This is a genomic window from Nocardia sp. NPDC050175 (genome assembly GCF_044459885.1).
Classification (GTDB): domain Bacteria; phylum Actinomycetota; class Actinomycetes; order Mycobacteriales; family Mycobacteriaceae; genus Nocardia.
Genome location: NZ_JBITJI010000005.1, coordinates 218,078 through 238,765, shown reverse-complemented (window position 1 = coordinate 238,765; position 20,688 = coordinate 218,078). Strand labels below are relative to the sequence as shown.

General features: G+C 67.1%; 24 protein-coding genes. 22 read left to right on the top strand and 2 right to left on the bottom strand.

Annotation, left to right across the window (positions count from 1 at the left end):
* Positions 1-77 precede the first annotated feature (77 nt).
* The 4 genes from ACIBK2_RS18880 (at position 78) to ACIBK2_RS18865 (ending at position 4,581) form a co-directional block, all read left to right on the top strand.
* Positions 78-545 carry a hypothetical protein gene (locus ACIBK2_RS18880; protein WP_396968818.1) on the top strand — a complete coding sequence of 156 codons (468 nt, stop codon included), beginning with the start codon at positions 78-80 and terminating at the stop codon, positions 543-545.
* Between the two features lie 238 nt (positions 546-783).
* Positions 784-3,159 (top strand): Tex family protein, encoded by a 2,376-nt coding sequence (locus ACIBK2_RS18875; protein ID WP_396969223.1) that lies wholly within the window; start codon positions 784-786, stop codon positions 3,157-3,159.
* Positions 3,160-3,183: 24 nt separating this feature from the next.
* Positions 3,184-4,080, top strand: coding sequence for a hypothetical protein (locus tag ACIBK2_RS18870; protein WP_396968817.1), 897 nt, complete (start codon positions 3,184-3,186; stop codon positions 4,078-4,080).
* Positions 4,081-4,167: 87 nt separating this feature from the next.
* Entirely contained in the window at positions 4,168-4,581 is a 414-nt protein-coding gene (locus ACIBK2_RS18865) for a DoxX family protein (RefSeq protein WP_396968816.1), read from the top strand.
* A gap of 23 nt (positions 4,582-4,604) precedes the next feature.
* Here ACIBK2_RS18865 and ACIBK2_RS18860 read toward each other — a convergent pair whose 3' ends face one another.
* Positions 4,605-5,039 (bottom strand): hypothetical protein, encoded by a 435-nt coding sequence (locus ACIBK2_RS18860; RefSeq protein ID WP_396968815.1) that lies wholly within the window; start codon positions 5,037-5,039, stop codon positions 4,605-4,607.
* Between the two features lie 75 nt (positions 5,040-5,114).
* On the opposite strand from ACIBK2_RS18860, the gene ACIBK2_RS18855 reads away from it, so the two are divergent.
* The 10 genes from ACIBK2_RS18855 (at position 5,115) to ACIBK2_RS18810 (ending at position 13,390) form a co-directional block, all read left to right on the top strand.
* The gene (locus tag ACIBK2_RS18855; protein WP_396968814.1) at positions 5,115-5,681 is read left to right on the top strand and encodes a helix-turn-helix domain-containing protein; all 567 of its coding nucleotides are present in this window, start codon (positions 5,115-5,117) and stop codon (positions 5,679-5,681) included.
* A gap of 161 nt (positions 5,682-5,842) precedes the next feature.
* Positions 5,843-6,184, top strand: a complete 342-nt coding sequence (rplS, locus tag ACIBK2_RS18850; protein ID WP_029893064.1) for a 50S ribosomal protein L19 — start codon at positions 5,843-5,845, stop codon at positions 6,182-6,184.
* A 78-nt stretch (positions 6,185-6,262) separates the two neighbouring features.
* Positions 6,263-7,120, top strand: a complete 858-nt coding sequence (lepB, locus tag ACIBK2_RS18845) for a signal peptidase I (RefSeq protein ID WP_396968813.1) — start codon at positions 6,263-6,265, stop codon at positions 7,118-7,120.
* 31 nt (positions 7,121-7,151) lie between these two features.
* Complete coding sequence (gene lepB / locus ACIBK2_RS18840; protein WP_379284873.1) at positions 7,152-7,913, top strand: signal peptidase I; 762 nt, start codon at positions 7,152-7,154, stop codon at positions 7,911-7,913.
* 28 nt (positions 7,914-7,941) lie between these two features.
* Complete coding sequence (locus ACIBK2_RS18835) at positions 7,942-8,757, top strand: ribonuclease HII (protein ID WP_396968812.1); 816 nt, start codon at positions 7,942-7,944, stop codon at positions 8,755-8,757.
* A gap of 46 nt (positions 8,758-8,803) precedes the next feature.
* Positions 8,804-9,109 carry a DUF2469 domain-containing protein gene (locus ACIBK2_RS18830; protein WP_011210678.1) on the top strand — a complete coding sequence of 102 codons (306 nt, stop codon included), beginning with the start codon at positions 8,804-8,806 and terminating at the stop codon, positions 9,107-9,109.
* 145 nt (positions 9,110-9,254) lie between these two features.
* Positions 9,255-9,611 (top strand): YraN family protein, encoded by a 357-nt coding sequence (locus tag ACIBK2_RS18825; protein WP_379284726.1) that lies wholly within the window; start codon positions 9,255-9,257, stop codon positions 9,609-9,611.
* Positions 9,611-11,119 carry a YifB family Mg chelatase-like AAA ATPase gene (locus ACIBK2_RS18820; RefSeq protein WP_396968811.1) on the top strand — a complete coding sequence of 503 codons (1,509 nt, stop codon included), beginning with the start codon at positions 9,611-9,613 and terminating at the stop codon, positions 11,117-11,119. The genes ACIBK2_RS18825 and ACIBK2_RS18820 overlap by 1 nt, the downstream gene beginning before the upstream one ends.
* 95 nt (positions 11,120-11,214) lie before the next feature.
* The gene (gene dprA, locus ACIBK2_RS18815; protein WP_396969222.1) at positions 11,215-12,372 is read left to right on the top strand and encodes a DNA-processing protein DprA; all 1,158 of its coding nucleotides are present in this window, start codon (positions 11,215-11,217) and stop codon (positions 12,370-12,372) included.
* Positions 12,373-12,466: 94 nt separating this feature from the next.
* Entirely contained in the window at positions 12,467-13,390 is a 924-nt protein-coding gene (locus ACIBK2_RS18810; RefSeq protein ID WP_396968810.1) for a tyrosine recombinase XerC, read from the top strand.
* A 175-nt stretch (positions 13,391-13,565) separates the two neighbouring features.
* Here the strand turns inward: ACIBK2_RS18810 and ACIBK2_RS18805 are convergent, their stop codons facing one another.
* Entirely contained in the window at positions 13,566-15,026 is a 1,461-nt protein-coding gene (locus ACIBK2_RS18805; protein ID WP_396968809.1) for an MFS transporter, read from the bottom strand.
* Between the two features lie 54 nt (positions 15,027-15,080).
* On the opposite strand from ACIBK2_RS18805, the gene ACIBK2_RS18800 reads away from it, so the two are divergent.
* The 8 genes from ACIBK2_RS18800 to ACIBK2_RS18765 all read left to right on the top strand — a co-directional run bounded on the left by ACIBK2_RS18800 (position 15,081) and on the right by ACIBK2_RS18765 (position 20,554).
* A complete protein-coding gene (locus ACIBK2_RS18800; RefSeq protein WP_396968808.1) occupies positions 15,081-15,806 on the top strand; it encodes a TetR/AcrR family transcriptional regulator in 726 nt (241 codons plus the stop codon).
* Between the two features lie 110 nt (positions 15,807-15,916).
* A complete protein-coding gene (locus ACIBK2_RS18795) occupies positions 15,917-16,648 on the top strand; it encodes an acetoacetate decarboxylase family protein (protein ID WP_396968807.1) in 732 nt (243 codons plus the stop codon).
* Between the two features lie 148 nt (positions 16,649-16,796).
* Positions 16,797-17,210: a DUF3159 domain-containing protein gene (locus ACIBK2_RS18790; RefSeq protein WP_396968806.1), complete on the top strand. Its 414-nt coding sequence runs from the start codon at positions 16,797-16,799 to the stop codon at positions 17,208-17,210.
* Positions 17,207-17,572, top strand: a complete 366-nt coding sequence (locus ACIBK2_RS18785) for a YidH family protein (RefSeq protein ID WP_396968805.1) — start codon at positions 17,207-17,209, stop codon at positions 17,570-17,572. Before ACIBK2_RS18790 ends, ACIBK2_RS18785 begins: the two co-directional genes overlap by 4 nt.
* Positions 17,569-17,877, top strand: a complete 309-nt coding sequence (locus ACIBK2_RS18780; protein WP_396968804.1) for a DUF202 domain-containing protein — start codon at positions 17,569-17,571, stop codon at positions 17,875-17,877. The genes ACIBK2_RS18785 and ACIBK2_RS18780 overlap by 4 nt, the downstream gene beginning before the upstream one ends.
* Positions 17,878-17,923: 46 nt before the next feature.
* Entirely contained in the window at positions 17,924-18,061 is a 138-nt protein-coding gene (locus ACIBK2_RS18775; protein WP_396968803.1) for a hypothetical protein, read from the top strand.
* 156 nt (positions 18,062-18,217) lie between these two features.
* A complete protein-coding gene (locus ACIBK2_RS18770) occupies positions 18,218-20,134 on the top strand; it encodes an alkyl/aryl-sulfatase (protein ID WP_396968802.1) in 1,917 nt (638 codons plus the stop codon).
* Between the two features lie 54 nt (positions 20,135-20,188).
* Positions 20,189-20,554: a hypothetical protein gene (locus tag ACIBK2_RS18765; RefSeq protein WP_396968801.1), complete on the top strand. Its 366-nt coding sequence runs from the start codon at positions 20,189-20,191 to the stop codon at positions 20,552-20,554.
* Positions 20,555-20,688: the final 134 nt, after the last annotated feature.

The following is a 20,688-nucleotide window of genomic DNA, read 5'->3' as shown; positions in this document are numbered from 1 at the left end:
ACTTGCCGATATAACACATAGGGTGAGACAAGGTCATTCGTCGGGGATCTGGTTTATCTGGTCGCGAAAGGTCTTGTATGTCAATCGGTTCGTTTTCACGTGTCTTGTCCTGTGTTATCGCCAGTGCGGCACCACTTCTCGCGCTCGCACCGGCCGCCGTCGCTGACCCGAACAGCCCGTACAGCTGCTCGGGTCTATTTTTGACGAGTGATGGCTCCGCAGACGTAGAGTCGTGCATTTATGCGGAGAACGGAGTGCCGCGGGCATTCGGTGGACTCAATATCAAAAATGATTCCATCAACGACAAGAATTGCACCATGGTTGTGACAGTCATCGATAAAGATGCCTATGCCGGCGGCGGCACCGATGAACGGGTCGCGACCAGTGGTCCATTTCCTTGCTTCAACGGGCGCTATCCCTCTCCGCCACTGACGGTGGACGCGGTATTCGCCAAGCCGGGCCATCGGTATGTCAGCTTCACTGCCGTCACCAAGAACGGTCAGACGTTCAGTCCCATCTACAGCCCGGAACTGGTCCTGCCGTAGGCAATACGGTGCGTCGAAATTTCCCCAACCAGGCCGAGCACGCTCGGCCTGGTTCGGTGCGTCCTGCCCCCGGCACGGCCGGACCAGCGATGATGCGGCACGCGCGACCCGGTTCCGCTGGGTGTGGGCCTCATGTCAGGCGGTCCCGGTAGTGTCTCCGGACGTGACGACAGCGCCCGAGACCGCCAGTGCAGAGTCCGACCCCGCCGTGCTTCCACCCGCGACGTCCGCCGGTGTCATGAGCCAGGCCAGCGTGAACCGTCGCATCGCCGACGAGCTCGCGGTGCGGGAGAGCCAGGTGCGTGCCACCGTCGAGCTGATCGACGGCGGCTCGACCGTGCCGTTCATCGCGCGATACCGCAAGGAGGTCACCGGCGGTCTCGACGACGCGCAGCTGCGCCTACTGGACGAGCGTCTGCACTACATTCGCGAACTCGACGAGCGCCGCGGCGCCATCCTCGAATCCATCCGCGGCCAGGGCAAACTCGACGACGCGCTGCACCAGCAGATCATGCTCGCCGAGACCAAGGCCCGGCTCGAGGACATCTACCTGCCGTACAAGCCGAAGCGGCGCACCAAGGCGCAGATCGCGCGCGAGGCAGGCCATGAGCCCGTCGCCGACGCGCTCATCACCGACCCGACCACCGATCCCGCGCAGTACAACGCCGAGCAGCTCGACGGCGCGCGGTCGATCCTGGTCGAGCGTTTCGCCGAGGACGCCGACCTGGTCGGTGAGCTGCGCGAGCTGATGTGGAATCGCGGTCAGGTCAAGTCGACCGTGCGCCCGGGCAAGGAGGAGGCGGGCGCCAAGTTCGCCGACTACTTCGAGTTCGACGAGCCGTTCACCAAGCTGCCCTCGCACCGGATCCTCGCGCTGCTGCGTGGTGAGAAGGAAGACGTGCTCTCGCTGCACCTCGAGCCGGACACCGAAGAACTCGAGCCGGGCGAACGGTCCATCTACGAGGGCCGGATCGCGATCAAGTTCAATATCGCCGAGAAGGGCCGCGCCGCCGACACCTGGCTGCTGGACACCGTGCGCTGGGCGTGGCGGACCAAACTGCAAGTGAGCCTTGGCATCGACACCAGGATGCGGCTGCGGCAGGCGGCCGAGAAGGACGCCGTCGACGTGTTCGCGGCGAACCTGCGCGATCTGCTGCTCGCCGCGCCCGCGGGCACCCGCACCACGATGGGCCTCGACCCGGGCTACCGGACCGGCGTGAAGGTGGCCGTCGTCGACGCCACCGGCAAGGCGGTCGCCACCGAGGTGATCTATCCGCACAAGCCGCAGGGACAGACCGAGAAGTCCCTCGCCGTGCTCGGCGCGCTGGTCGCCCGATTCGGCGTTGAACTCATCGCCATCGGCAACGGCACCGCCTCGCGGGAGACCGATGCCCTTGCCACCGAGCTGATCTCGCGCATTCCGGAGAACAAGCCGACCAAGATCGTGGTGTCCGAGGCGGGCGCGTCGGTGTACTCCGCCTCGGCGTACGCCACGCAGGAACTGCCGGACATGGACGTGTCGCTGCGCGGCGCGGTGTCCATCGCGCGACGCCTGCAGGATCCGCTCGCCGAGCTGGTGAAGATCGATCCGAAGTCGATCGGCGTCGGCCAGTACCAGCACGACGTGTCCGAGACGCTGCTGGCGCGATCGCTGGGCGCGGTGGTCGAGGACGCGGTGAACGCGGTCGGCGTCGACGTCAACACGGCCTCGGTGCCGCTGCTGTCGCGGGTGTCCGGCATCGCCGGGTCGGTCGCGGAAAGCATTGTCGCGCACCGGGATCAGAACGGCCCGTTCCGCAGCCGGACCGCGCTGCTTGAGGTGCCGCGGCTCGGCCCGAAGGCGTTCGAGCAGTGCGCGGGCTTCCTGCGAATCCGCGGCGGCGACGACCCGCTGGACACGTCGTCGGTGCACCCCGAGGCCTACCCGGTGGTCCGCCGGATCATGGAAACGACCGGACGCGACATCACCGAGGTCATCGGCAACACCACCGTGCTGCGCTCGCTGCGCGCCGACGACTTCACCGACGAACGCTTCGGTGTGCCGACGGTGACCGACATCATCACCGAGCTGGAGAAGCCGGGCCGCGACCCGCGACCGGAATTCAAGACCGCGGAATTCGCCGCGGGCGTGGAGAAGGTCGCCGACCTCGAGCCGGGCATGGTGCTCGAAGGGGTCGTCACCAACGTCGCCGCCTTCGGCGCGTTCGTCGACATCGGCGTGCACCAGGACGGACTCGTGCACGTTTCGGCCATGTCGCACAACTTCATCAAGGATCCGCGCGAGGTGGTGAACACCGGCGACGTGGTCAAGGTGAAGGTGCTCGAGGTCGATGTGGCCCGCCAGCGCATCGGGCTGTCGCTGCGGCTGGACGACGAGCCGGGCGCCACCGCGAAGGGGGAGCGGGGCGAGAACCGGCAGCGTGGCCAAGGTGACCGCAAGGGTGGCGCGCCCGAGCGGCAGAATGGACAGGGCAAGACCCCGCAGGGCCGCAACCAAGGGCAAAAGAATCAGGGCCAGGGCCAAGCACGCGGTGGCGGCAACCAGCGCCGTAACGCGCCCGCGCCGACCGGTTCGATGGCGGATGCGTTGCGCCGGGCAGGTTTCGGACAGTAGGTCGGACGGAGGTTTCAGGCGGCCATGCGACGATGGCTCAGTGAGGATGTGATCGCGCAGGGCAGGCTTCCGCTGCTGTGCTTCCTTCTAGGGTTCATCGTCGGCTTCCTGTTGATTCGGCTCAGCGTCCGGCTGATCCGGAAAAAGGTGCGCTGGTGGCCGGGCAACCTGCGCTCCGGCGGGGTGCACATCCACCACATGGTGTTCGGGGTGATCCTGGTGCTGGCGTCCGGCGTCGGCATGGTCACCCTGTACCAGACCGCCAGTGTCACCACCGCCGCCGTGCTCGCCGCGTTCTTCGGGGTCGGTGCCGCGCTGACCCTCGACGAATTCGCGCTGATCTTCTACCTGCGCGATGTGTACTGGGAGGAGCAGGGGCGGACCTCGGTGGACGCGGTGTTCGTCGCGCTCGCGGTTACCGGGTTGCTGCTGCTGGGTTTTCATCCGCTGTGGTTGCTCGACATCAACGACTTCCGCAGTGACCCGAGCATCGAGGTCCGGGTGTTCGTCGTCTTCTTCGCGGTGGTGAACCTTGCGCTCGCCGCGATCGTCATCGCCAAGGGCAAGATCTGGACCGGCCTGTTCGGCATGTTCTTCCTGCCGCTACTGTTCGTCGGCGCGTTTCGGCTGAGCCGACCGGGCGCCCCATGGGCTCGTTGGCGCTACTCCAACCGCCGCCGCCTCATGTATCGCGCCATCGTCCGCGAACGCCGCTACCGCCGCCCCGTCATCCGCGCCAAAATCTTCGTCCAAGACCTGGTCGCCGGTAAACCCGACGTCGAACACGTCCGCACCGCCGCCGAGGCCGAGCTGACCCGCACCGTGGTCCCCGCCCCACCGGCCCCCCACCGCCACCACCTCTCCCTCTTTTCCTCCGATCAAGAGCCTGAACCCATCGCCCACGCCCCCGATCGCGACTGAGTTCCGCCGGGCACGTCGCACGGCTTGTTACCTTCGCGCGCCGCCCTCCGTCAGACAGATAGCAGCACTGACGGAAGGAACGAAATGATGAATACCAAGGACCTGGCATTGCGTGTCGCCTACGTCGGCGCGACCGCCGCGGTGCTCCTCGAATCGGTGGTGGGCTCTTATTGGGATATTGCCCGGATCCCTTATGTCCATGAGGTTTTCGATCGACTCGAATACCCGATGTATTTCGCGACGATCCTCGGCGTGGCCAAGGCGGCGGCGGTGGTCGCGATCGCGGTGCCCGGCCGTCCGCGCCTCGAGGAATGGGCCTATGCCGGACTGACTTTCGTCTATCTCGGCGCGGTGGCATCACATCTGGCGGTCGGTGAGGGGCCGGGGATATGGATCGCGCCGTTGGTCATGGCAGGTCTCTGCCTAGCGTCCTATGGACTACGCCCGCCCGCCGGTCAGCGCAATCCCCTTGCGTTGCTGCGGCGTTCAGCGCACGCCTGATACCCGGCTCGAAACACGCAGGGCTAGAAATTGATTCGTCGCATGGGCGGCGGCGTTGCCGCGCGATCCGGCGTCAGCGCGACATGCATACACGCGGCGATCAGGGCGGTCTCGCCCACCGCGCTGAGCAACGATTGCGCGAACGGGGCGCCCGGATCCGCGGTCACCAGGTCGAACCACATGTCGATCATCGTGATGCCGCCGACCGCCGACGCCACCAGCCGCGCTCGGGAGTCGTTGCGGCGCAACAACCCTGTGGTGAGTGCACAACCGGCGGCCAGAAAGAGGTCCAATCCGACCCACGCCGCCGACCAGTTCCGCACCTGCGCGGTGCTCGGCAGCGTATTCCAGAGGACCGCCGCCCACGGTATGAGCGCGACCGTGCTCGCGGCGATGAACCAGCGCGCCTTGTCGCGGGCGAAACGGGTTCGGGAAGGGAGCAGTGCTGTTCTTCGCATGACGGCCACGCTACGTCCGCAAATAGTTCTTTGCAAACATTTATTTGCAAAGAACTATTTGCTATCCTTCGGCGTATGGCACCGCGTAAACCTGACGACATGACCAGCGCCGAGCGCACTGCGCTCTATCGCACGCTGGCTCACCCCTTGCGTGGCCGAATCCTGCAGTACCTGGGCAAACATGGCGAAGCCAATTCGGCGACGCTGGCCGAGGTGCTGGACGAGAGCACCGGCAGTACCAGCTACCACCTGCGTAAACTCGCCGAACTCGGCCTCATCACCGAAATCGCGGAGAAATCGGCGGGCCGGGAGCGCTGGTGGAAGTCGCTGCCGTTCGAGCACACCACTCCCGATCCGGCGACCATGGCACCGGCCGAGTACGCGGCCGCCGAGCATCTGGGCAGGTTGAAGGCGGGCCACGACATCGACCTCTACCTGCGGGCGGTACGCGAATGGGCGGGCCCCGACGGCTGGGCGCAGGTGCAGCGAACCGGAACCTACATGGCGAAGGCCCAGGTGAGAGAGTTCGTCGAGGAGTACAAGGCGCTGCTCGCGCGCTACAGTTTCAGTCGCGAAGACGCGCCTGCGGATGCCAAGCCGATGAGTGTTCGACTGTTCGCGGTACCGGACAAGCCGGCCTGATCCAGGGGCCGATTTTTCCCGCGACCCGCTGATCTGGCACAATACTCAGGTTGCCCTGGGAGAGTCTCTGCCCGGCGCACCCCCTTAATCGGAGCATGAACCGGTCGAGCACGTCCCGTGCCGCCAGGGTCCTCTGTTCGCGCGAACCCATAAGGATGGAAATGAACACCCTTGACTTCGTCGACGAGAAGTCGCTGCGCAGCGACGTCCCCGACTTCCGGCCGGGCGACACCCTCAATGTGCACGTAAAGGTCATCGAAGGCTCGAAGGAGCGCATCCAGGTCTTCAAGGGCGTCGTCATCCGACGCCAGGGCGGCGGCATCCGCGAGACCTTCACGGTCCGCAAGGTGTCGTTCGGTGTCGGCGTGGAGCGCACCTTCCCGGTGCACACCCCGAACATCGACCACATCGAGGTCGTCACCCGTGGTGACGTCCGTCGCGCCAAGCTGTACTACCTGCGCGATCTGCGCGGCAAGGCCGCCAAGATCAAGGAAAAGCGCTGAGATAGCTTTTCCGCACGATAGAGCGTCTGGTAGCCCGGCCTCGGAACTCAGTTCCGGTGCCGGGCTACTGTTTTCGGTGTGACAGAGCACAGCGCGTCCTCGGCGGAGCCGGGTGACCAAGGGGCAGGCCGTCGCCGCAGGCGGCGCGGGAAGAAGCAGCGGCCGTTCTGGCAGGAGCTGCCGATCCTCGTCGTGATCGCGGCGGTGATCGCCGCGTTGCTGGTCAACTTTGTCGGGCGGCCGTATGTGATCCCGTCCGAGTCGATGGAAACCACGCTGCACGGTTGTGCCGGTTGCACAGGGGACCGCATCTACGTCGAGAAGCTGAGCTACTACTGGGGCGACCCGAAGCCGGGCGACGTCGTGGTGTTCGTCGGGCCGTCGTCGTCGTGGAACGACACCTACAAGTCGACGCGTTCGAGCAACGCGGTTGTTCGCGGCGTCCAGAACTTCTTTTCCTTCTTCGGTCTGGTGCCGCCGGACGAGAACGATCTAGTGAAGCGGGTGATCGCGGTCGGCGGCCAGACGGTGCAGTGCTGCGACGCGCAGGGCCGCGTCCTCGTCGACGGCAAGCCGCTGGACGAGCCGTACGCCACGTACACCATCCCGTACACGCCCGGCCAGCCGTTCGGCGCCGGCGGCGGGCGGGAGTTCGCGCCCATCAAGGTGCCCGAGGGCAATCTGTGGGTGATGGGCGACAACCGCAACAACTCGCGGGATTCCCGCGCGCACACCCGCGATGAACTCCACGGAACCGTCCCCGTCAGCAACGTTCGGGGCAAAGCGGTGTTCAAGATTTGGCCGCCGAGCCGGATCGGGCCGGTGCGTTCGCAGGACCCGCGGCCTCGCGCATTCGCGCTCGCAAGCGCTCCAAGCAATCGAAATAGTGTGACGCCGATCGCCCGGCGTCGGACGACTCACAGGGTGCCGGGCTAATCTGTTCGGCGTGGCAGACGAAAGTGGGTCGGTGTCGGTGTCCGATTCGGACGACGAGGGGGTGCGTCCGCGTCGCGGCAGGCGGCGGCGCGAGAAGAAGCAGCGGCCGTTCTGGCAGGAGCTGCCGATCCTCGTCGTCATCGCGGCCGTGATCGCCGCGCTGATGGTCAGTTTCGTCGGACGCCCGTACGTGATTCCGTCGCAGTCGATGGAAACCACGCTGCACGGTTGCGCCGGGTGCACCGGCGACCGCATCTACGTGCAGAAGCTGAGCTACTACTGGGGCGATCCCAAGCCGGGCGACGTGGTGGTGTTCGTCGGCCCGTCGTCCTGGAACACCCACTACCAGTCGATCCGTTCCGACAACGCCGTCATGCGCGGTGTGCAGAACTTCTTCTCGTTCTTCGGCTTGGTGCCGCCGGACGAGAACGATCTGGTGAAGCGGGTGATCGCCGTCGGCGGCCAGACCGTGCAGTGCTGCGACGCGCAGGGCCGCGTCCTGGTCGACGGCAAGCCGCTGGACGAGCCATACGCGCGCTACCTCCTGCCGTACGTCCCGGGCCAGCCCTTCGGTGCCAGCGGCGGACGCGAGTTCAAGCCGGTCAAGGTGCCCGAGGGAAACCTGTGGGTGATGGGCGACAACCGCAACGAATCCGCCGATTCGCGCGCCCACATCACCGACGAACTGCAGGGCACCGTGCCGGTGGACAACGTCCGCGGCAAGGCCGTCTTCAAGATTTGGCCGCCGAGCCGGATCGGTCCGGTGCGCTCACAGAACGCCCAAGCGAACTGATCATCAGCGGCCGCAGCATAATTGGACGGTGGGGCAGAGCCGAGTGGTACAGAGCAATGGGTGGCCGCCGCGCGTGGTGATGCGGAAGGCGAGTGGGTTACGCACGCTCGAAGCGGCGTTGATCCGCAGCGGGCTCGGCCCGGTCGCCGGCGTCGACGAGGCGGGTCGTGGACCGTGCGCGGGGCCGCTGGTCGTCGCGGCCTGCCTGCTAGCGCCCAAGGCCTACGACAAGCTGTCCGGGCTCGATGACTCGAAGAAGCTCACCGAGGCCGTCCGGGAAGAGCTGTACCCGGTGATCATCCGGCTGTCGCTGGCCTGGAATGTGGTGGTCATCCCGTCCTGGGAGATCGACTCGATCGGCATCCACGTCGCCAATATCGAGGGCATGCGCCGTGCGGTCGCCGGGCTCGGCCACACACCGGGATACGTGCTGACCGACGGGTTCCGGGTGCCCGGCATCCCCGCGCCGTCGCTGCCGGTGATCGGCGGTGACGCGGCCGCGGCCTGCATCGCCGCCGCCAGCATCCTGGCGAAGGTCACCAGGGACCGGATGATGGTCGAGCTGGACGAGCGGTTCCCCGGCTACGGTTTCGCGACCCACAAGGGCTACAACACGCCCGACCACCTCGCCGCCCTGCGCCGCCTCGGACCCAGCGACGAGCACCGGCGTTCCTGGCGCAATGTGCGGGAGCTGGCGGGCCTGCGACCGGTCGCCGCGGTGGCCGACGAGGCCGGCGTGGCCGACGCCGTGCTCGCCGACGAGGCCGACCCGATGCTGTTCGATGAGTTCCACGACGTGCGTCCGGATAGCCGAGTGGCTACCGGCGCTACCCATGCGCGATGATGTCAGCACACGACGCAGCGCGGCGAGAAGGAGGACGTCCCACCCGATGAGTGCCGAGGACCTCGAGAAGTACGAAACCGAGATGGAGCTCTCGCTGTACCGAGAGTACAAAGACATCGTCGGTCAGTTCTCGTACGTGGTGGAGACCGAGCGCCGCTTCTACCTGGCCAACTCCGTGGAGTTGCGCCCGCAAAACGCCGACGGTGAGGTGTATTTCGAGGTTCGGATGAGCGATGCCTGGGTGTGGGATATGTACCGTCCCGCCCGCTTCGTCAAGCACGTCCGGGTGATCACCTTCAAGGACGTCAACATCGAAGAGCTCGAAAAGCCGGACCTGCGCCTGCCGGAGTAACCGCCTAGCACGGCCCACCGACAACTCGGCGTGCTCCGGTACCCGCGCATCGCGAGTTGTGCACAGGGCAGCGGCTATCCCCAAGGCTGGTATTTGCCCAGGTCGACGCCCGAAGCCGCGGCGCGGTGCCGAGCACGCTGGCCGAGTGACAGACAGAAAAGCGCTCGGCGCGCACGGAGAAGAGCTGGCGGCACGGTTCCTGCAGGCAGCCGGGATAGAGATCGTCAGCAGAAACTGGCGATGCAAATACGGTGAACTGGACCTGATCGTGCGCGACGCGGGTGTCACCGCGTTCGTGGAGGTGAAGACCCGGTCCGGGCTCGGGTTCGGCATACCGGCCGAGTCGGTCACCTTCACCAAGCAGCAGCGGATTCGGCGGCTCGCCCTGCTATGGCTGGCCGAGCAGGACGGCCCGTGGCGGCACATCCGGTTCGATGTCGTCTCGGTGCTGCTCACCCGCGGGCACGAGCCGGTGATCGATCATCTCAAGGCGGTGTTCTGATGGCACTCGGCCGAGCCCACTCGGTCGCGGTGACCGGGGTCGACGGCCTACTCGTCGAGATCGAGGCCGATATCGGGCAGGGTCTGCCCTCGGTGCACCTGGTGGGGCTGCCGGACACGGCGCTGCAGGAGTCGCGGGACCGGGTGCGGTCGGCGGTGGCCAACTCGGGGGAGAAGTGGCCGGACGGACGGGTGATTCTGGCGCTCTCGCCTGCGACGCTGCCGAAGATCGGCAGTGTTTACGATCTGGCCCTGGCTATCTCGGTGCTCGACGCGTCGGGCGCGGTTCCGTCGGAGCGGCTGGCGAAGACGGTGTTGCTCGGTGAGCTCGCGCTGGATGGCCGGGTCCGGCGGGTGCGCGGCATCCTGCCCGCGGTGATCGCGGCCCGCAACGCGGGGTGGCTCGCGGTCGTGGTGCCGGAGGAGGCGTTGGCCGAGGCCGGATTGGTCGATGGGATAGAGGTTTTCGGGGCGGCGAGCCTGCGCACCGTGGTGGCCTGGTTGCGCGGCGAAGGCACGCTGCCCGAACCGAGCGGGCAACTGCCCGATCCGGTGCGGTCCGGCGGTGATCTGAGCGAGGTGGTCGGGCAGGACGAGGCGCGCTGGGCCTTGGAGGTTGCCGCGGCGGGCGGGCACCATCTGCTGCTCACCGGTCCGCCCGGCATCGGGAAAACGATGTTGGCGCAACGTCTTCCCGGCCTGTTGCCGCCATTGTCGGAGTCCGAGTCGCTGGAGGTGACCGCCATCCATTCGATGGCGGGGGTGTTGTCCGGTGATCATCCGCTCATCACCATGCCGCCGTTCGTCGCACCGCACCATTCGACCTCGGTGACCGCGATGGTCGGTGGCGGGTCGGGCACCGCCCGGCCGGGCGCGGTGAGCAGGGCGCATCGCGGCGTGCTGTTCCTCGACGAGTGTGCGGAGATCGGCACCAAGGTGCTGGAGGCGATGCGAACTCCGTTGGAAGAGGGCGAGGTTCGCATCGCCCGCCGCGATGGGGTCGCCCGATATCCGGCGCGATTCCAGCTGGTGCTTGCCGCCAACCCCTGCCCCTGCGCGCCGGCTCGGGACGTCGACTGCATCTGCGCGCCACTGGCGCGGCGCCGCTATCTCGGGAAACTGTCCGGGCCCCTGATGGATCGCATCGACATCTGGGTGCAGATGCGCGGCCAGTCCGGCGCCGCGTTCAGCACCGACGAGGCGGAAAGCAGTGCGGTGGTGCGGAATCGGGTCGCCGTGGCGCGGCAGGCGGCGGTGCGGCGCTGGCAGGAGCACGGCTGGCTGACCAATGCCGAAGTGCCCGGGCACATTCTGCGCCAGCAGTTCCGCCTGCCGCGCGAGGCGATCGCGCCGGTCGAGACGGCGCTGCGCCTCGGACGGATGTCCGCCCGCGGTGCCGATCGCGCGATCCGGGTTGCCTGGACCATTGCCGACCTGCGTGGGGCGCAGTTGCCGACCGCTCAGGATGTGCTGGCGGCGTTGAACTTTCGGCAGCGGGGTGCGCAGTGACTGTGGTGGATGCGACCGGTGGGCCTGCGCTGTGCCAAGGCGGCGGCATCGAGGTGACGGCGGGCGTCGCCGGAAGCAGTTCCGCGCCATTCGGTATCGACGATTACGAGCGCCGGTTGGCATGGGTGTATCTGTCCCGGGTGGTGACGGGGCCGTGTGCGCCGCTGTCGGCGTTGATCGAGTCGGTGGGAGTGGTCGAGGCCGCGCGGGCCGTGCGCGAGTGTGCGTTACCGCAGTCGTTGCGCGGACCGACCGAGCAGCGGCGCGGAACGGATTCGGCCGCACGGGATCTGGAGTTGATGGACCGGATCGGCGGGCGGGTCGTCACCCCCGACGATCCGGAGTGGCCGTCGTGGCGGCTGCTCGGCCTCGCCCAACTCGATCCGAGCCGGGACCGAGACTGTGCGGTGCCGCTGGTGCTGTGGGTGCGCGGTCCGCGGTCGCTGCTGGAATCGAGTGACCGGGCCCTCGCGGTCGTCGGCGCGCGATGCAGCAGCGGGTACGGAAACCAGGTCACCGGCGAAATCACAGGCGATCTCGCGGCCAAAGGCTGGACGATCGTGTCCGGGGCGGCCTTCGGGATCGACGGGATGGCGCATCGCGCGGCCCTGGCCGTCGGCGGCCCCACCATCGCGGTGCTGGCCTGCGGTGTCGACCGGCCCTATCCCGCGCAGCACGATCGGTTGCTGGCGGAGATCGCCGAGACCGGGCTGGTGGTCAGCGAGTATCCGCCGGGAACCAGCGCGCACAAACACCAGTTCCTGGCCCGCAACCGGCTCGTCGCCGCTTTGGCAGACGGCGTGCTGGTCGTCGAGGCGGGACTGCGCAGCGGGGCGCGCAACACGGTGAAATGGGCGCGGCGCCTTGGTCGTCCGGCATTGGCGGTCCCCGGCCCGGTCACCTCCGCCGCCTCGGTCGGCTGCCATCGGATGATCCGCGACGGCGAAGCTCTGCTCGTCACCCGCGCCGAAGAAGTGATCGATGAGGCGGGCCCCCTCCGCCTGCCACTGTCAGGATCCTCGGGGCAGGCCACCTGCCCCGAGGACGCCCTGTCCGGCGACGAAGCCCGGGTCTTTGCCGCGCTGCCGAAAATCGGTTCCCGCCTGCCGCGCGAACTGGCCCAACAGTCCGGTCTGTCGCTGCCCGCCGTTCGTGCGGCGCTGCCCGCCCTCGAACTCGCCGAACTGGTCGGCGCGGACGAGGGGGGTTGGTACCGAAAGCACACCGGCCGCCGACACTTAGCGGACAAGTGACCGAACCGGCGAGCAGGCCTGCCGGGGGCTGCCCGACGACCTGTGACCGGCGCGGGGGCTTGCCAACGGAGACGACTGTCGGGACGGTGGTGAGATGGAAGAACTACCCGAGGACTTGGCGGCGCTGCTGACCGAGTACAGCAGGCACCTGCGGCTCGGCCGGAACCGGTCGGCGCACACGGTGCGCGCCTACCTCGGCGACGCGCGTTCGCTGCTGGCGCACCTGTACGCCAGGTCGGCGGATTCCGCGGTGCGCGAACTGGATCTGCTGCTGCTGCGCTCCTGGTTGGCGCAGCAGGCGCAGGCGGGGGTGGCGCGGACGACGATGGCGCGACGGGCCTCCTCGGCGCGGACCTTCACCGCGTGGCTTACCCAGACCGGACGGTTGACCGTCGATCCAGGACTGCGGCTCGGTTCCCCCAAAGCACACCGGGTGCTGCCCGCTGTGCTCGGCCGCCAGCAGGCTATCGGTGCCATGGAAGCCGCGGAATCCGGTGCCGCACAGCATGATCCGATGGCATTGCGGGACCGGTTGATCGTGGAGCTGTTGTACTCCACCGGAATTCGAGTCAGCGAGCTGTGCGGCCTCGACATCGACGACGTCGACCGCGAACGCCGGGTGGTCCGCGTCCTCGGCAAGGGCAACAAGGAACGCTCCGCCCCCTTCGGCATCCCCGCCGACGACGCGATCGGCAACTGGCTACAGCATGGCCGAGCCGCCTTCGCCACCCCCGATTCCGGCCGCGCCCTCCTGCTCGGCCGCCGCGGCAAACGCCTCGATCAGCGTCAAGCCAGAACCGTTGTGCACGAAGTAGTCTCATCCATCCCCGGCGCCCCCGATATGGGCCCGCACGGCCTACGCCACACCGCCGCCACCCACCTCCTCGAGGGTGGCGCCGACCTCCGCGTCGTCCAAGAACTCCTGGGCCACGCCAGCATGGCCACCACCCAGCTCTACACCCACGTCTCCATCGAACGCCTCAAAAAAGTCCACGACCAAGCCCACCCCCGCGCCTGACACGCGGCGATCCAGCCGTGGCAGCGGCGGTGTCGGCCACCGCGTCGTGCAGCGGGTCGGGACGCCGCCGCGGCTTGGCTCCTGGTGGGATCGCGCAGCAATCCGACTGCGGTGCAGTGGGTTACGCGCGTCACCGCCGCCCCGTACCGGGTAGCAGGGCGGCGGTGACGTTTGCCTAGCTGACCTCGACCGCGGACTCCTGCGGCTGATCGGCCTGCGTGCGCCGGGCGCGGAGCAGGGTCACGCCGAGCAGCGCGGCGGCGACACAGAAGCCTGCGCTGATCCACGAGCCGGTGGACATGGCGGTGGTGAAGGCCGCCTTGGCGGGCTCGGCGAACCCGAGTTGGAATGCGGCGCCGATGGATTCGCGCGCCGCATCGGGGGCGTCCGCAGGCATGTTCTCGGTGAACACACCGGCCAGCACGCTGCCGAGGATGGCGATGCTGATCGCCATGCCGACCTGCTGCAACGTGTCGTTCATGGCCGAGCCGACACCCGCGTGTTCGAGTGGAATGGCGCTCATGATCGCGGCGTAAGCGGCCGGACCGGCCAAACCGCCACCGATTCCCATGACAAGCATGCTGACCAGGATCATCAGGTATCCCTCGCTGACGGCGAGGATCGCGAATGCCCCGCCCATCACCAGCAGGCCGGACACGATGAGCGTCTTATTGCTGAGCGTCTTGCCCAACGTCGCGCCCAAACCATTGAATACGGCGGCGGCCACGGCATAGGGCAGCAGCGCGAGTCCAGCCTTCATCGGCCCGTAGCCCAGCACGAACTGCAGATACTGGGTGAGCATCAGCATGACCGCACCCATACCGAACACCATCAGCAGCAGCGTGAGCGCGGTGCCGGTGAAGTCCCGATTGCGGAACACCGCCAGCGGCAGCATCGGATGCTCGGACCGGCTCTCCCACACCACGAACCCGATCGCGGACAGCACTGCCAGCGCGATCATGCCGATATTCCACTCGCGTTCGATGATCACGTAGACCGTCGAGACGAGCGCGACAACGGACAGCAGCACGCCGATCAGGTCGACTGGCCGCTGCTCACCCTTGGTCTCAGGCATCAGCACCACCGCGGCGACGATGGCCAGCGCCGCGACCGGGATATTGAGCAGGAACACCGAGCCCCACCAATAGTGCTGCAGCAGCACACCACCCAGCGTCGGCCCGGCGACGATGCCGACCATCGAGACGGTGGTCCACCCGGCCATCGCCTTGCGTCGCTCGTCCTCGGCGAAAGTAGTCATCAGGATGGACAGGGTCGACGGCATCAGCAGCGACCCACCGACCCCCATCGCCACCCGCGCGACAACGACATGCCACGGCTCGGTGGCCAGCACCGCGACCAGCGAGGCCACCCCGAACACGGCCAGACCGCAGATCAGCATCCGCCGCCTGCCGAATCGGTCCGACAGGCTGCCCGCGGTGAGCAGTAGTCCGGCGAAGACCAGCACGTAGGCGTCGAGGATCCACTGCACGTCCGACGGCGTGGCCCCCAGCTCGCGAATCAGCGACGGGATAGCGAGATTGAGCACAGTGCTGTCGAGCATCAGCACCAGCAAGGACAGGCAAAGGACCCCCAGAATCCACCAACGGCGAGGGTCTCGTACATCGTTCGATTCCACTCGAACAGCGTACGATGAACTCGAACAATGTGCGAATGAATATAGGATTGGCCGGTGACCAAGCAGTTCACCTCGGTATGGCTTCGCGAACCCCGGCAACCGAAGGCGTCGGGCTTACGCCTGGACCACATCATCGGCGCCGCCGTCGAACTCCTCGACGCCGAAGGGCTCGAGTCGTTGAGCATGCGCAAGATCGGCGCGAAACTCGACGCGGGCGCCACCAGCCTCTACTGGTACGTCGCCAACAAGGACGAATTGCTCGAATGGGTGCTCGACGAGTTCTGGGGCATGGTGGAGGTCCCGGAACCGGACGAGGCGCCGTGGCGGGAAGTGCTGACGACATTCGCCTACAACTTCCGGGACACACTCCGCGCGCACCGGTGGGGTGCCTCGCTGATCGGTCAACTGCCCAGTATGGGGCCGAACGCGTTGCGGCTCACCGATCGGCTGCGCCGGGCGTATGTCCGGGCCGGCTTCCATGGCATCGACATCTATCTCGCCAGCGGCACGGTGATGTCCTATGTGCTCGGGGTGGTGACGCCGGAGCTCGCCTGGGAAAAGACCTACGGCAGTGTCGATATCAACCGGGAAGAGATCGTGCAGATGATGGAAGAAGTGACCGGGGAAGGCTATCCCGAGTTGATGGCGGACTATCGGGAGGTCTCGCCGGCCAACCCCGACGTCGCGCGGGCGATGGCGTTCGATTTCGGATTGCTGTGCCTGCTGGACGGTCTTGAGCATCGCTTGCCCGGGGGCTCGGGAGAGCGACCCGGGGGATAGGGCATGTTGCTAATCTGAAACAAGTTCTAGTTTGTCGACGGAGCCCATGGGTTCCGGAAATGCGGTGTACCTCCGCGATTCCCAGCGTGGGTGCACAGGAAGGCGTTCGCGTGAGCACCCACACCGTCCTCGGCCAGGAAGTGCAGATGCCGGTGCGCATCCGCTTCGCGCGTGCGTTCATGGCGAGCTACCTGGTCCCCGCCGTCGCCGCTCAGCGGCTGATCGACTATTCCGGACTGCACGTGCTGCGACTGCCCGGTGGTCGCGCGATGTGTTCGCTCGTTTTCGTCGACTACGTCGACGGTGATCTCGGCCCGTACAACGAGTTCGGCGTCTCGTTCATGGTCCGGCACCACACCGCCGATCCCGCCGCCCGCTTCGGTGACCTGCGCGCTTTGGCGACGAACCAGGCCGGAGTGCTGATCCATCGACTGCCGGTCGACGGCGACTTCACCCTCGCGGCCGGCCGCGGAATCTGGGGATTCCCCAAGGAACTCGCCGATTTCAGCGTACGCCACGAGGCGGGAGTTCGTCACGGCGAGCTACGTCAGGACGGCAAGCTCATCATCGATCTGACCGTCCGCCAGGGCATTCCCACTCCGCAACGCCGAAACACCGCCTCCTCCTTCGACGCCTACTCCCACATCGACGGCGTCACCCGCTGCACTCCATGGCGGATGGAGCCGTCCGGCATGCGCGCTCGCCCCGGCGGGGCAACCCTCGTCCTCGGCGACCATCCCATCGCCGACGAACTGAGGTCGCTGCGTCTGCCTCGCCGCGCCGTGATGACCTCGGCCATTTCCCACCTGGCGATGACCTTCGAGGACGCCGCCACCGTGTAGTCAACGGCTACAACCAGCAGGAACGGGCCGAGTAACCGCATGATCACGGCCTAGCGCGGTTCGTGGACGCTCTACGGATGTCCGGTTAGTGTGACGTAGCGGATTGTTTGCTCGCAGCACGAAGCCGACCTGTGTGGGAGAGGTGCCCGTGGATTCCGACGACCAGCGCCAGGTACTGCATCCAGGCGACGGTCCAGCGGAATCACGCGGCGCGGAGGTGTGGGGGAAGTTCCGGGCGATGCACGGCCCGCAGCACCTCCTGGACGGAGCCGCTCCGGCGATCGGATTTCTGATCGGCTACTCCGTGGCCGGCGCGGAGGTCGGTGTTTTCGTCGCGATCCTGATCGCCGTCGTGTTGGGCGCGGTGCGGCTGATGCGCGGCGATTCGGTTCGGGTGGTGGCGGTCGCGGTGCTGGTGATTCTGGTGTTCTCGCTGTTCGTCGAGATCACCGGGGAGGGGCGCGGTTTCTATCTGCCCGAAGTAGCGTTGAGTGTCGTGATGACCGTGCTGTCCTGGCTGTGGGTGCGCGACAAGTCCACCGTCCGAACCGGGGCGGCATGACGCTGCCGAGCCCCGACGCCGAATCGGCGGCGGGGGAAGAAGAGGTCGACTACCGGTTCACCCTCGCCAACGAGCGCACGTTCCTGGCGTGGATGCGCACATCGCTCGGCCTGCTCGCCGGTGGTGTCGCGGTGCACACCCTGGTGCAGCCGTTCCGGATGGGCGGCGTGCGGAGCGCGCTCGCGCTCAGCTGTCTGGTGCTCGCCGTGGTCATTGCCGTTGGCGCGTATGTGCATTGGCGGCGGGTGGGGCTGGCGATGCGGCAGGGACGTCCACTGCCCGACACCGTGATGGTGCCGGTGCTGTCCGCGGGTATCGCCGTCGTTTCGGTGCTCGCGGGTATCGCGGTGTTGCTGCGATGAGCCGCGCCGGACTCGCCGCGGAGCGCACCGCCCTGGCCTGGCGGCGGACGGCGGTGGCCGCGATGATCACCAGCGCGCTGTTCCTGAACCACGCGATGACCAGCGGATGGCGTCCCGCGTTGATCGCACCGATCGGTGCGGCGATTGTCATGGCCGCACTGGCAGGCCTGAGTTATCTACGCAACCGCAGCTTGCACGAGGGTCGCTACGGCCACGGCAGCTGGGTCGTCGCCACGGCGACCGTCGTGGTGGTGGCGGTCGCAGGCATCGCGGCAGTCATCGAGTTCACCGATCCATGGCCCTAGATCCCCACCGGCACACCACCTTTGCACCGACTCGCAGGAGGATGACATGAGCGAACGAAGTGAGCCAATCATGTACCGGCGCGCGTTGCGCATGCCGGAGTCGAGCCTCGGCGAGGTGCGGGCAATAGGCGCAGTCACGAGTGTGCCTGTGCCGGAGTCGGGCGTTAGCGAGGTGCAGGCATGAGTGAGCGTAGCGAGCGGGCAATAGATACAGCCACGAGTGTGCTCGTGCCGGAGTCGAGTGCTAGCGAGGTGGAGGCATGAGTGAGCGTAGCGAGCGGGCAATAGATACAGCCACGAGTGTGCTTGTGCCGGAGCCGAGCCCTAGCGAGGTGCGGGCATGAGCACAGCGACCGAGCCGAGCGACTTCATCGTCGCGGAGCAGCAGCGGGCGGCCGCCGGAATGCCGTTCGCCGACACCGCCGATCTCGAGGACGCGGACCGCGGGTTCATCGCCGCGCTGGAGCCCGGTGTGGTGACTGCGGTGGACGGGACCGTGGTGTGGGACAACGACTCTTACGACTTCCTGCGCGGACCCTGTCCCGCCTCGGTCAATCCGAGCCTGTGGCGGCAGGCCGGACTGGTCGTCAAACAGGGGCTGTTCGAGGTCACCGATGGGATCTACCAGATTCGCGGGCTCGACCTGTCCAACATGACGCTCGTCGAGGGCAAAACCGGTGTGCTGGTGATCGATCCGCTGATTTCCGCGGAGACCGCCGCCGCCGGGCTCGCCCTGTACCGGGCGCATCGCGGCGATCGTCCGGTGACCGGTCTCATCTACACCCATTCGCACGCCGACCATTTCGGCGGCGCGCTGGGCGTGACCACCACCGAGGACGTGGCGGCAGGGCGTTGTCCGGTGCTCGCGCCGGCCGGTTTCCTGGAAGAGGCTGTCGCCGAGAACGTTTACGCGGGTACCGCGATGGCCCGCCGGGCCGGCTATATGTACGGCGCGGTGCTGCCGCGCGGGCCGCTCGGCGCGGTGGGCGCCGGTCTCGGGCAGACCACCTCGGTCGGCACGGTGACCCTGATCCCGCCGACGGTCGACATCACCGCGACCGGGCAGGAGGAGACGGTCGACGGGATCCGGATCGTCTTCCAGGTCACCCCCGGCACCGAAGCGCCCGCCGAGATGAACTTCTACTTCCCGGACCACCGGGCCCTGTGCATGGCCGAAAACGCCACGCACACACTGCACAACCTGCTCACCCTGCGCGGGGCACTGGTCCGTGACCCGCACGTCTGGGCGAAGTACCTGACCGAGGCGATCAACCTCTACGCGCGCCGGTCCGATGTGGTGTTCGCCTCGCACCACTGGCCCACCTGGGGTACCGACCGGCTGGTGGAATTCCTTGCGCTGCAACGTGATCTATACGGATACCTGAACGACCAGACCTTGCGCCTGCTGAATCAGGGTTACGTCGGCGCCGAGATCGCCGAGATGCTCACGCTGCCATCGGCGGTCGAGGACAGCTGGCACACGCACGGGTACTACGGGTCGGTCAGCCACAACGTCAAGGCCATCTACCAGCGGTACATGGGCTGGTTCGACGGCAACCCGGCGCACCTGTGGGAGCATCCACCGGTCGAATCCGCCGTCCGGCACGTGGAATTCATGGGCGGTGCCGAGGAGGTGCTGCGCAAGGCGCAGGACTCCTACGACGCGGGCGACTACCGATGGGTCGCCCAGGTGCTCAACTACGTGATCTACGCCGATCCTGCCAATGACGCCGCGAAAGCGTTGCAGGCCAGCACATTCGAGCAGCTCGGCTACGGCGCGGAGAACGCGACCTGGCGCAACTTCTATCTCAGCGGCGCCTACGAACTGCGCTATGGCTCGTTCGGCACGCCGACCAAGGCGAACGCGCCGACCCTGCTCGCCGCGCTGACCGTTGACCAGATCTTCGACGCCATGGCGCTGCGGGTGGACGGCCCGAAGGCGTGGAATCAGCGGGTCGTCGCGGATTGGCAGATCAGTGACGAGGATCGGGTGCACCGTCTCGAACTCCGCAACGGCCGGTTGACCCATTACGACCGGCCCGACGGGATAACGCTGCCCGAGCCAGACGCGGCGTTCACGCTGAGCAAAGCGACGCTCATCCGGGTGCTGCTGGTGGGCGAGGATTTCGGGGTCGCGGCGGCAGCGGGGGACATCCTCATCGAAGGCGATGTCACCAAACTGGCCGAGCTCGTCGGCGTATTCGATGCGCCTGACCCGGATTTCACCATCGTCACGCCACGGGGCACGATCGGTTAGCGGCTCCCGGAAATCTGTTCGACTCGGCAAGCGACTCTCCTTACGGTGGTGATCATGTCAACCGAACCGTCGACCGACCGGCCGCCGCTGCGCGAGCGCATGCGGGCCGCGCTGTCCCTTGCGATGAAATCCCGTGACCGCCAGGCAATCACGGCCCTGCGGTCCACCCTGGGTGCCATCGACAACGCAGAGGCAGTCGACGTCGGCGAGCAGCGGGCGGGCGCAGTGGAAGGCAGCGCGGTCGGCCTGGGCGTCGCCGAGGTCGCCCGCCGCGAGCTGACCGAGGACGACATCGAACAGATCGTTCGCGCCGAGATCACCGAACGCCACACCGTCGCCGAAGAGTACGACGGTATGAGCCGCTCCGATCATGCCGAGGACCTGCGCGCGCAGGCCAAAGTATTAGCCGCTCTGTTGTAGGCCAACGAGATCGATCCAACTGAAGGTGGAGCTCGGCTGTCAAAGTTCTGTATCGAGCACCGGCAGCTATGAGGGCCTCGCTGCCAGCAGAGTCGCGGCCAGCAGATGCGCGGCCGCGACTCTGCTGGCCGCGG

Bases quoted from the DNA above. Each gene is read 5' to 3' on its own strand.
- ACIBK2_RS18880 (WP_396968818.1), top strand. From the start codon at position 78: ATGTCAATCGGTTCGTTTTCACGTGTCTTGTCCTGTGTTATCGCCAGT.
- ACIBK2_RS18875 (WP_396969223.1), top strand. From the start codon at position 784: ATGAGCCAGGCCAGCGTGAACCGTCGCATCGCCGACGAGCTCGCGGTG.
- ACIBK2_RS18870 (WP_396968817.1), top strand. From the start codon at position 3,184: ATGCGACGATGGCTCAGTGAGGATGTGATCGCGCAGGGCAGGCTTCCG.
- ACIBK2_RS18865 (WP_396968816.1), top strand. From the start codon at position 4,168: ATGAATACCAAGGACCTGGCATTGCGTGTCGCCTACGTCGGCGCGACC.
- ACIBK2_RS18860 (WP_396968815.1), bottom strand. From the start codon at position 5,039: ATGCGAAGAACAGCACTGCTCCCTTCCCGAACCCGTTTCGCCCGCGAC.
- ACIBK2_RS18855 (WP_396968814.1), top strand. From the start codon at position 5,115: ATGGCACCGCGTAAACCTGACGACATGACCAGCGCCGAGCGCACTGCG.
- rplS (WP_029893064.1), top strand. From the start codon at position 5,843: ATGAACACCCTTGACTTCGTCGACGAGAAGTCGCTGCGCAGCGACGTC.
- ACIBK2_RS18830 (WP_011210678.1), top strand. From the start codon at position 8,804: ATGAGTGCCGAGGACCTCGAGAAGTACGAAACCGAGATGGAGCTCTCG.
- ACIBK2_RS18820 (WP_396968811.1), top strand. From the start codon at position 9,611: ATGGCACTCGGCCGAGCCCACTCGGTCGCGGTGACCGGGGTCGACGGC.
- ACIBK2_RS18810 (WP_396968810.1), top strand. From the start codon at position 12,467: ATGGAAGAACTACCCGAGGACTTGGCGGCGCTGCTGACCGAGTACAGC.
- ACIBK2_RS18785 (WP_396968805.1), top strand. From the start codon at position 17,207: ATGACGCTGCCGAGCCCCGACGCCGAATCGGCGGCGGGGGAAGAAGAG.
- ACIBK2_RS18780 (WP_396968804.1), top strand. From the start codon at position 17,569: ATGAGCCGCGCCGGACTCGCCGCGGAGCGCACCGCCCTGGCCTGGCGG.
- ACIBK2_RS18775 (WP_396968803.1), top strand. From the start codon at position 17,924: ATGAGCGAACGAAGTGAGCCAATCATGTACCGGCGCGCGTTGCGCATG.
- ACIBK2_RS18770 (WP_396968802.1), top strand. From the start codon at position 18,218: ATGAGCACAGCGACCGAGCCGAGCGACTTCATCGTCGCGGAGCAGCAG.
- ACIBK2_RS18765 (WP_396968801.1), top strand. From the start codon at position 20,189: ATGTCAACCGAACCGTCGACCGACCGGCCGCCGCTGCGCGAGCGCATG.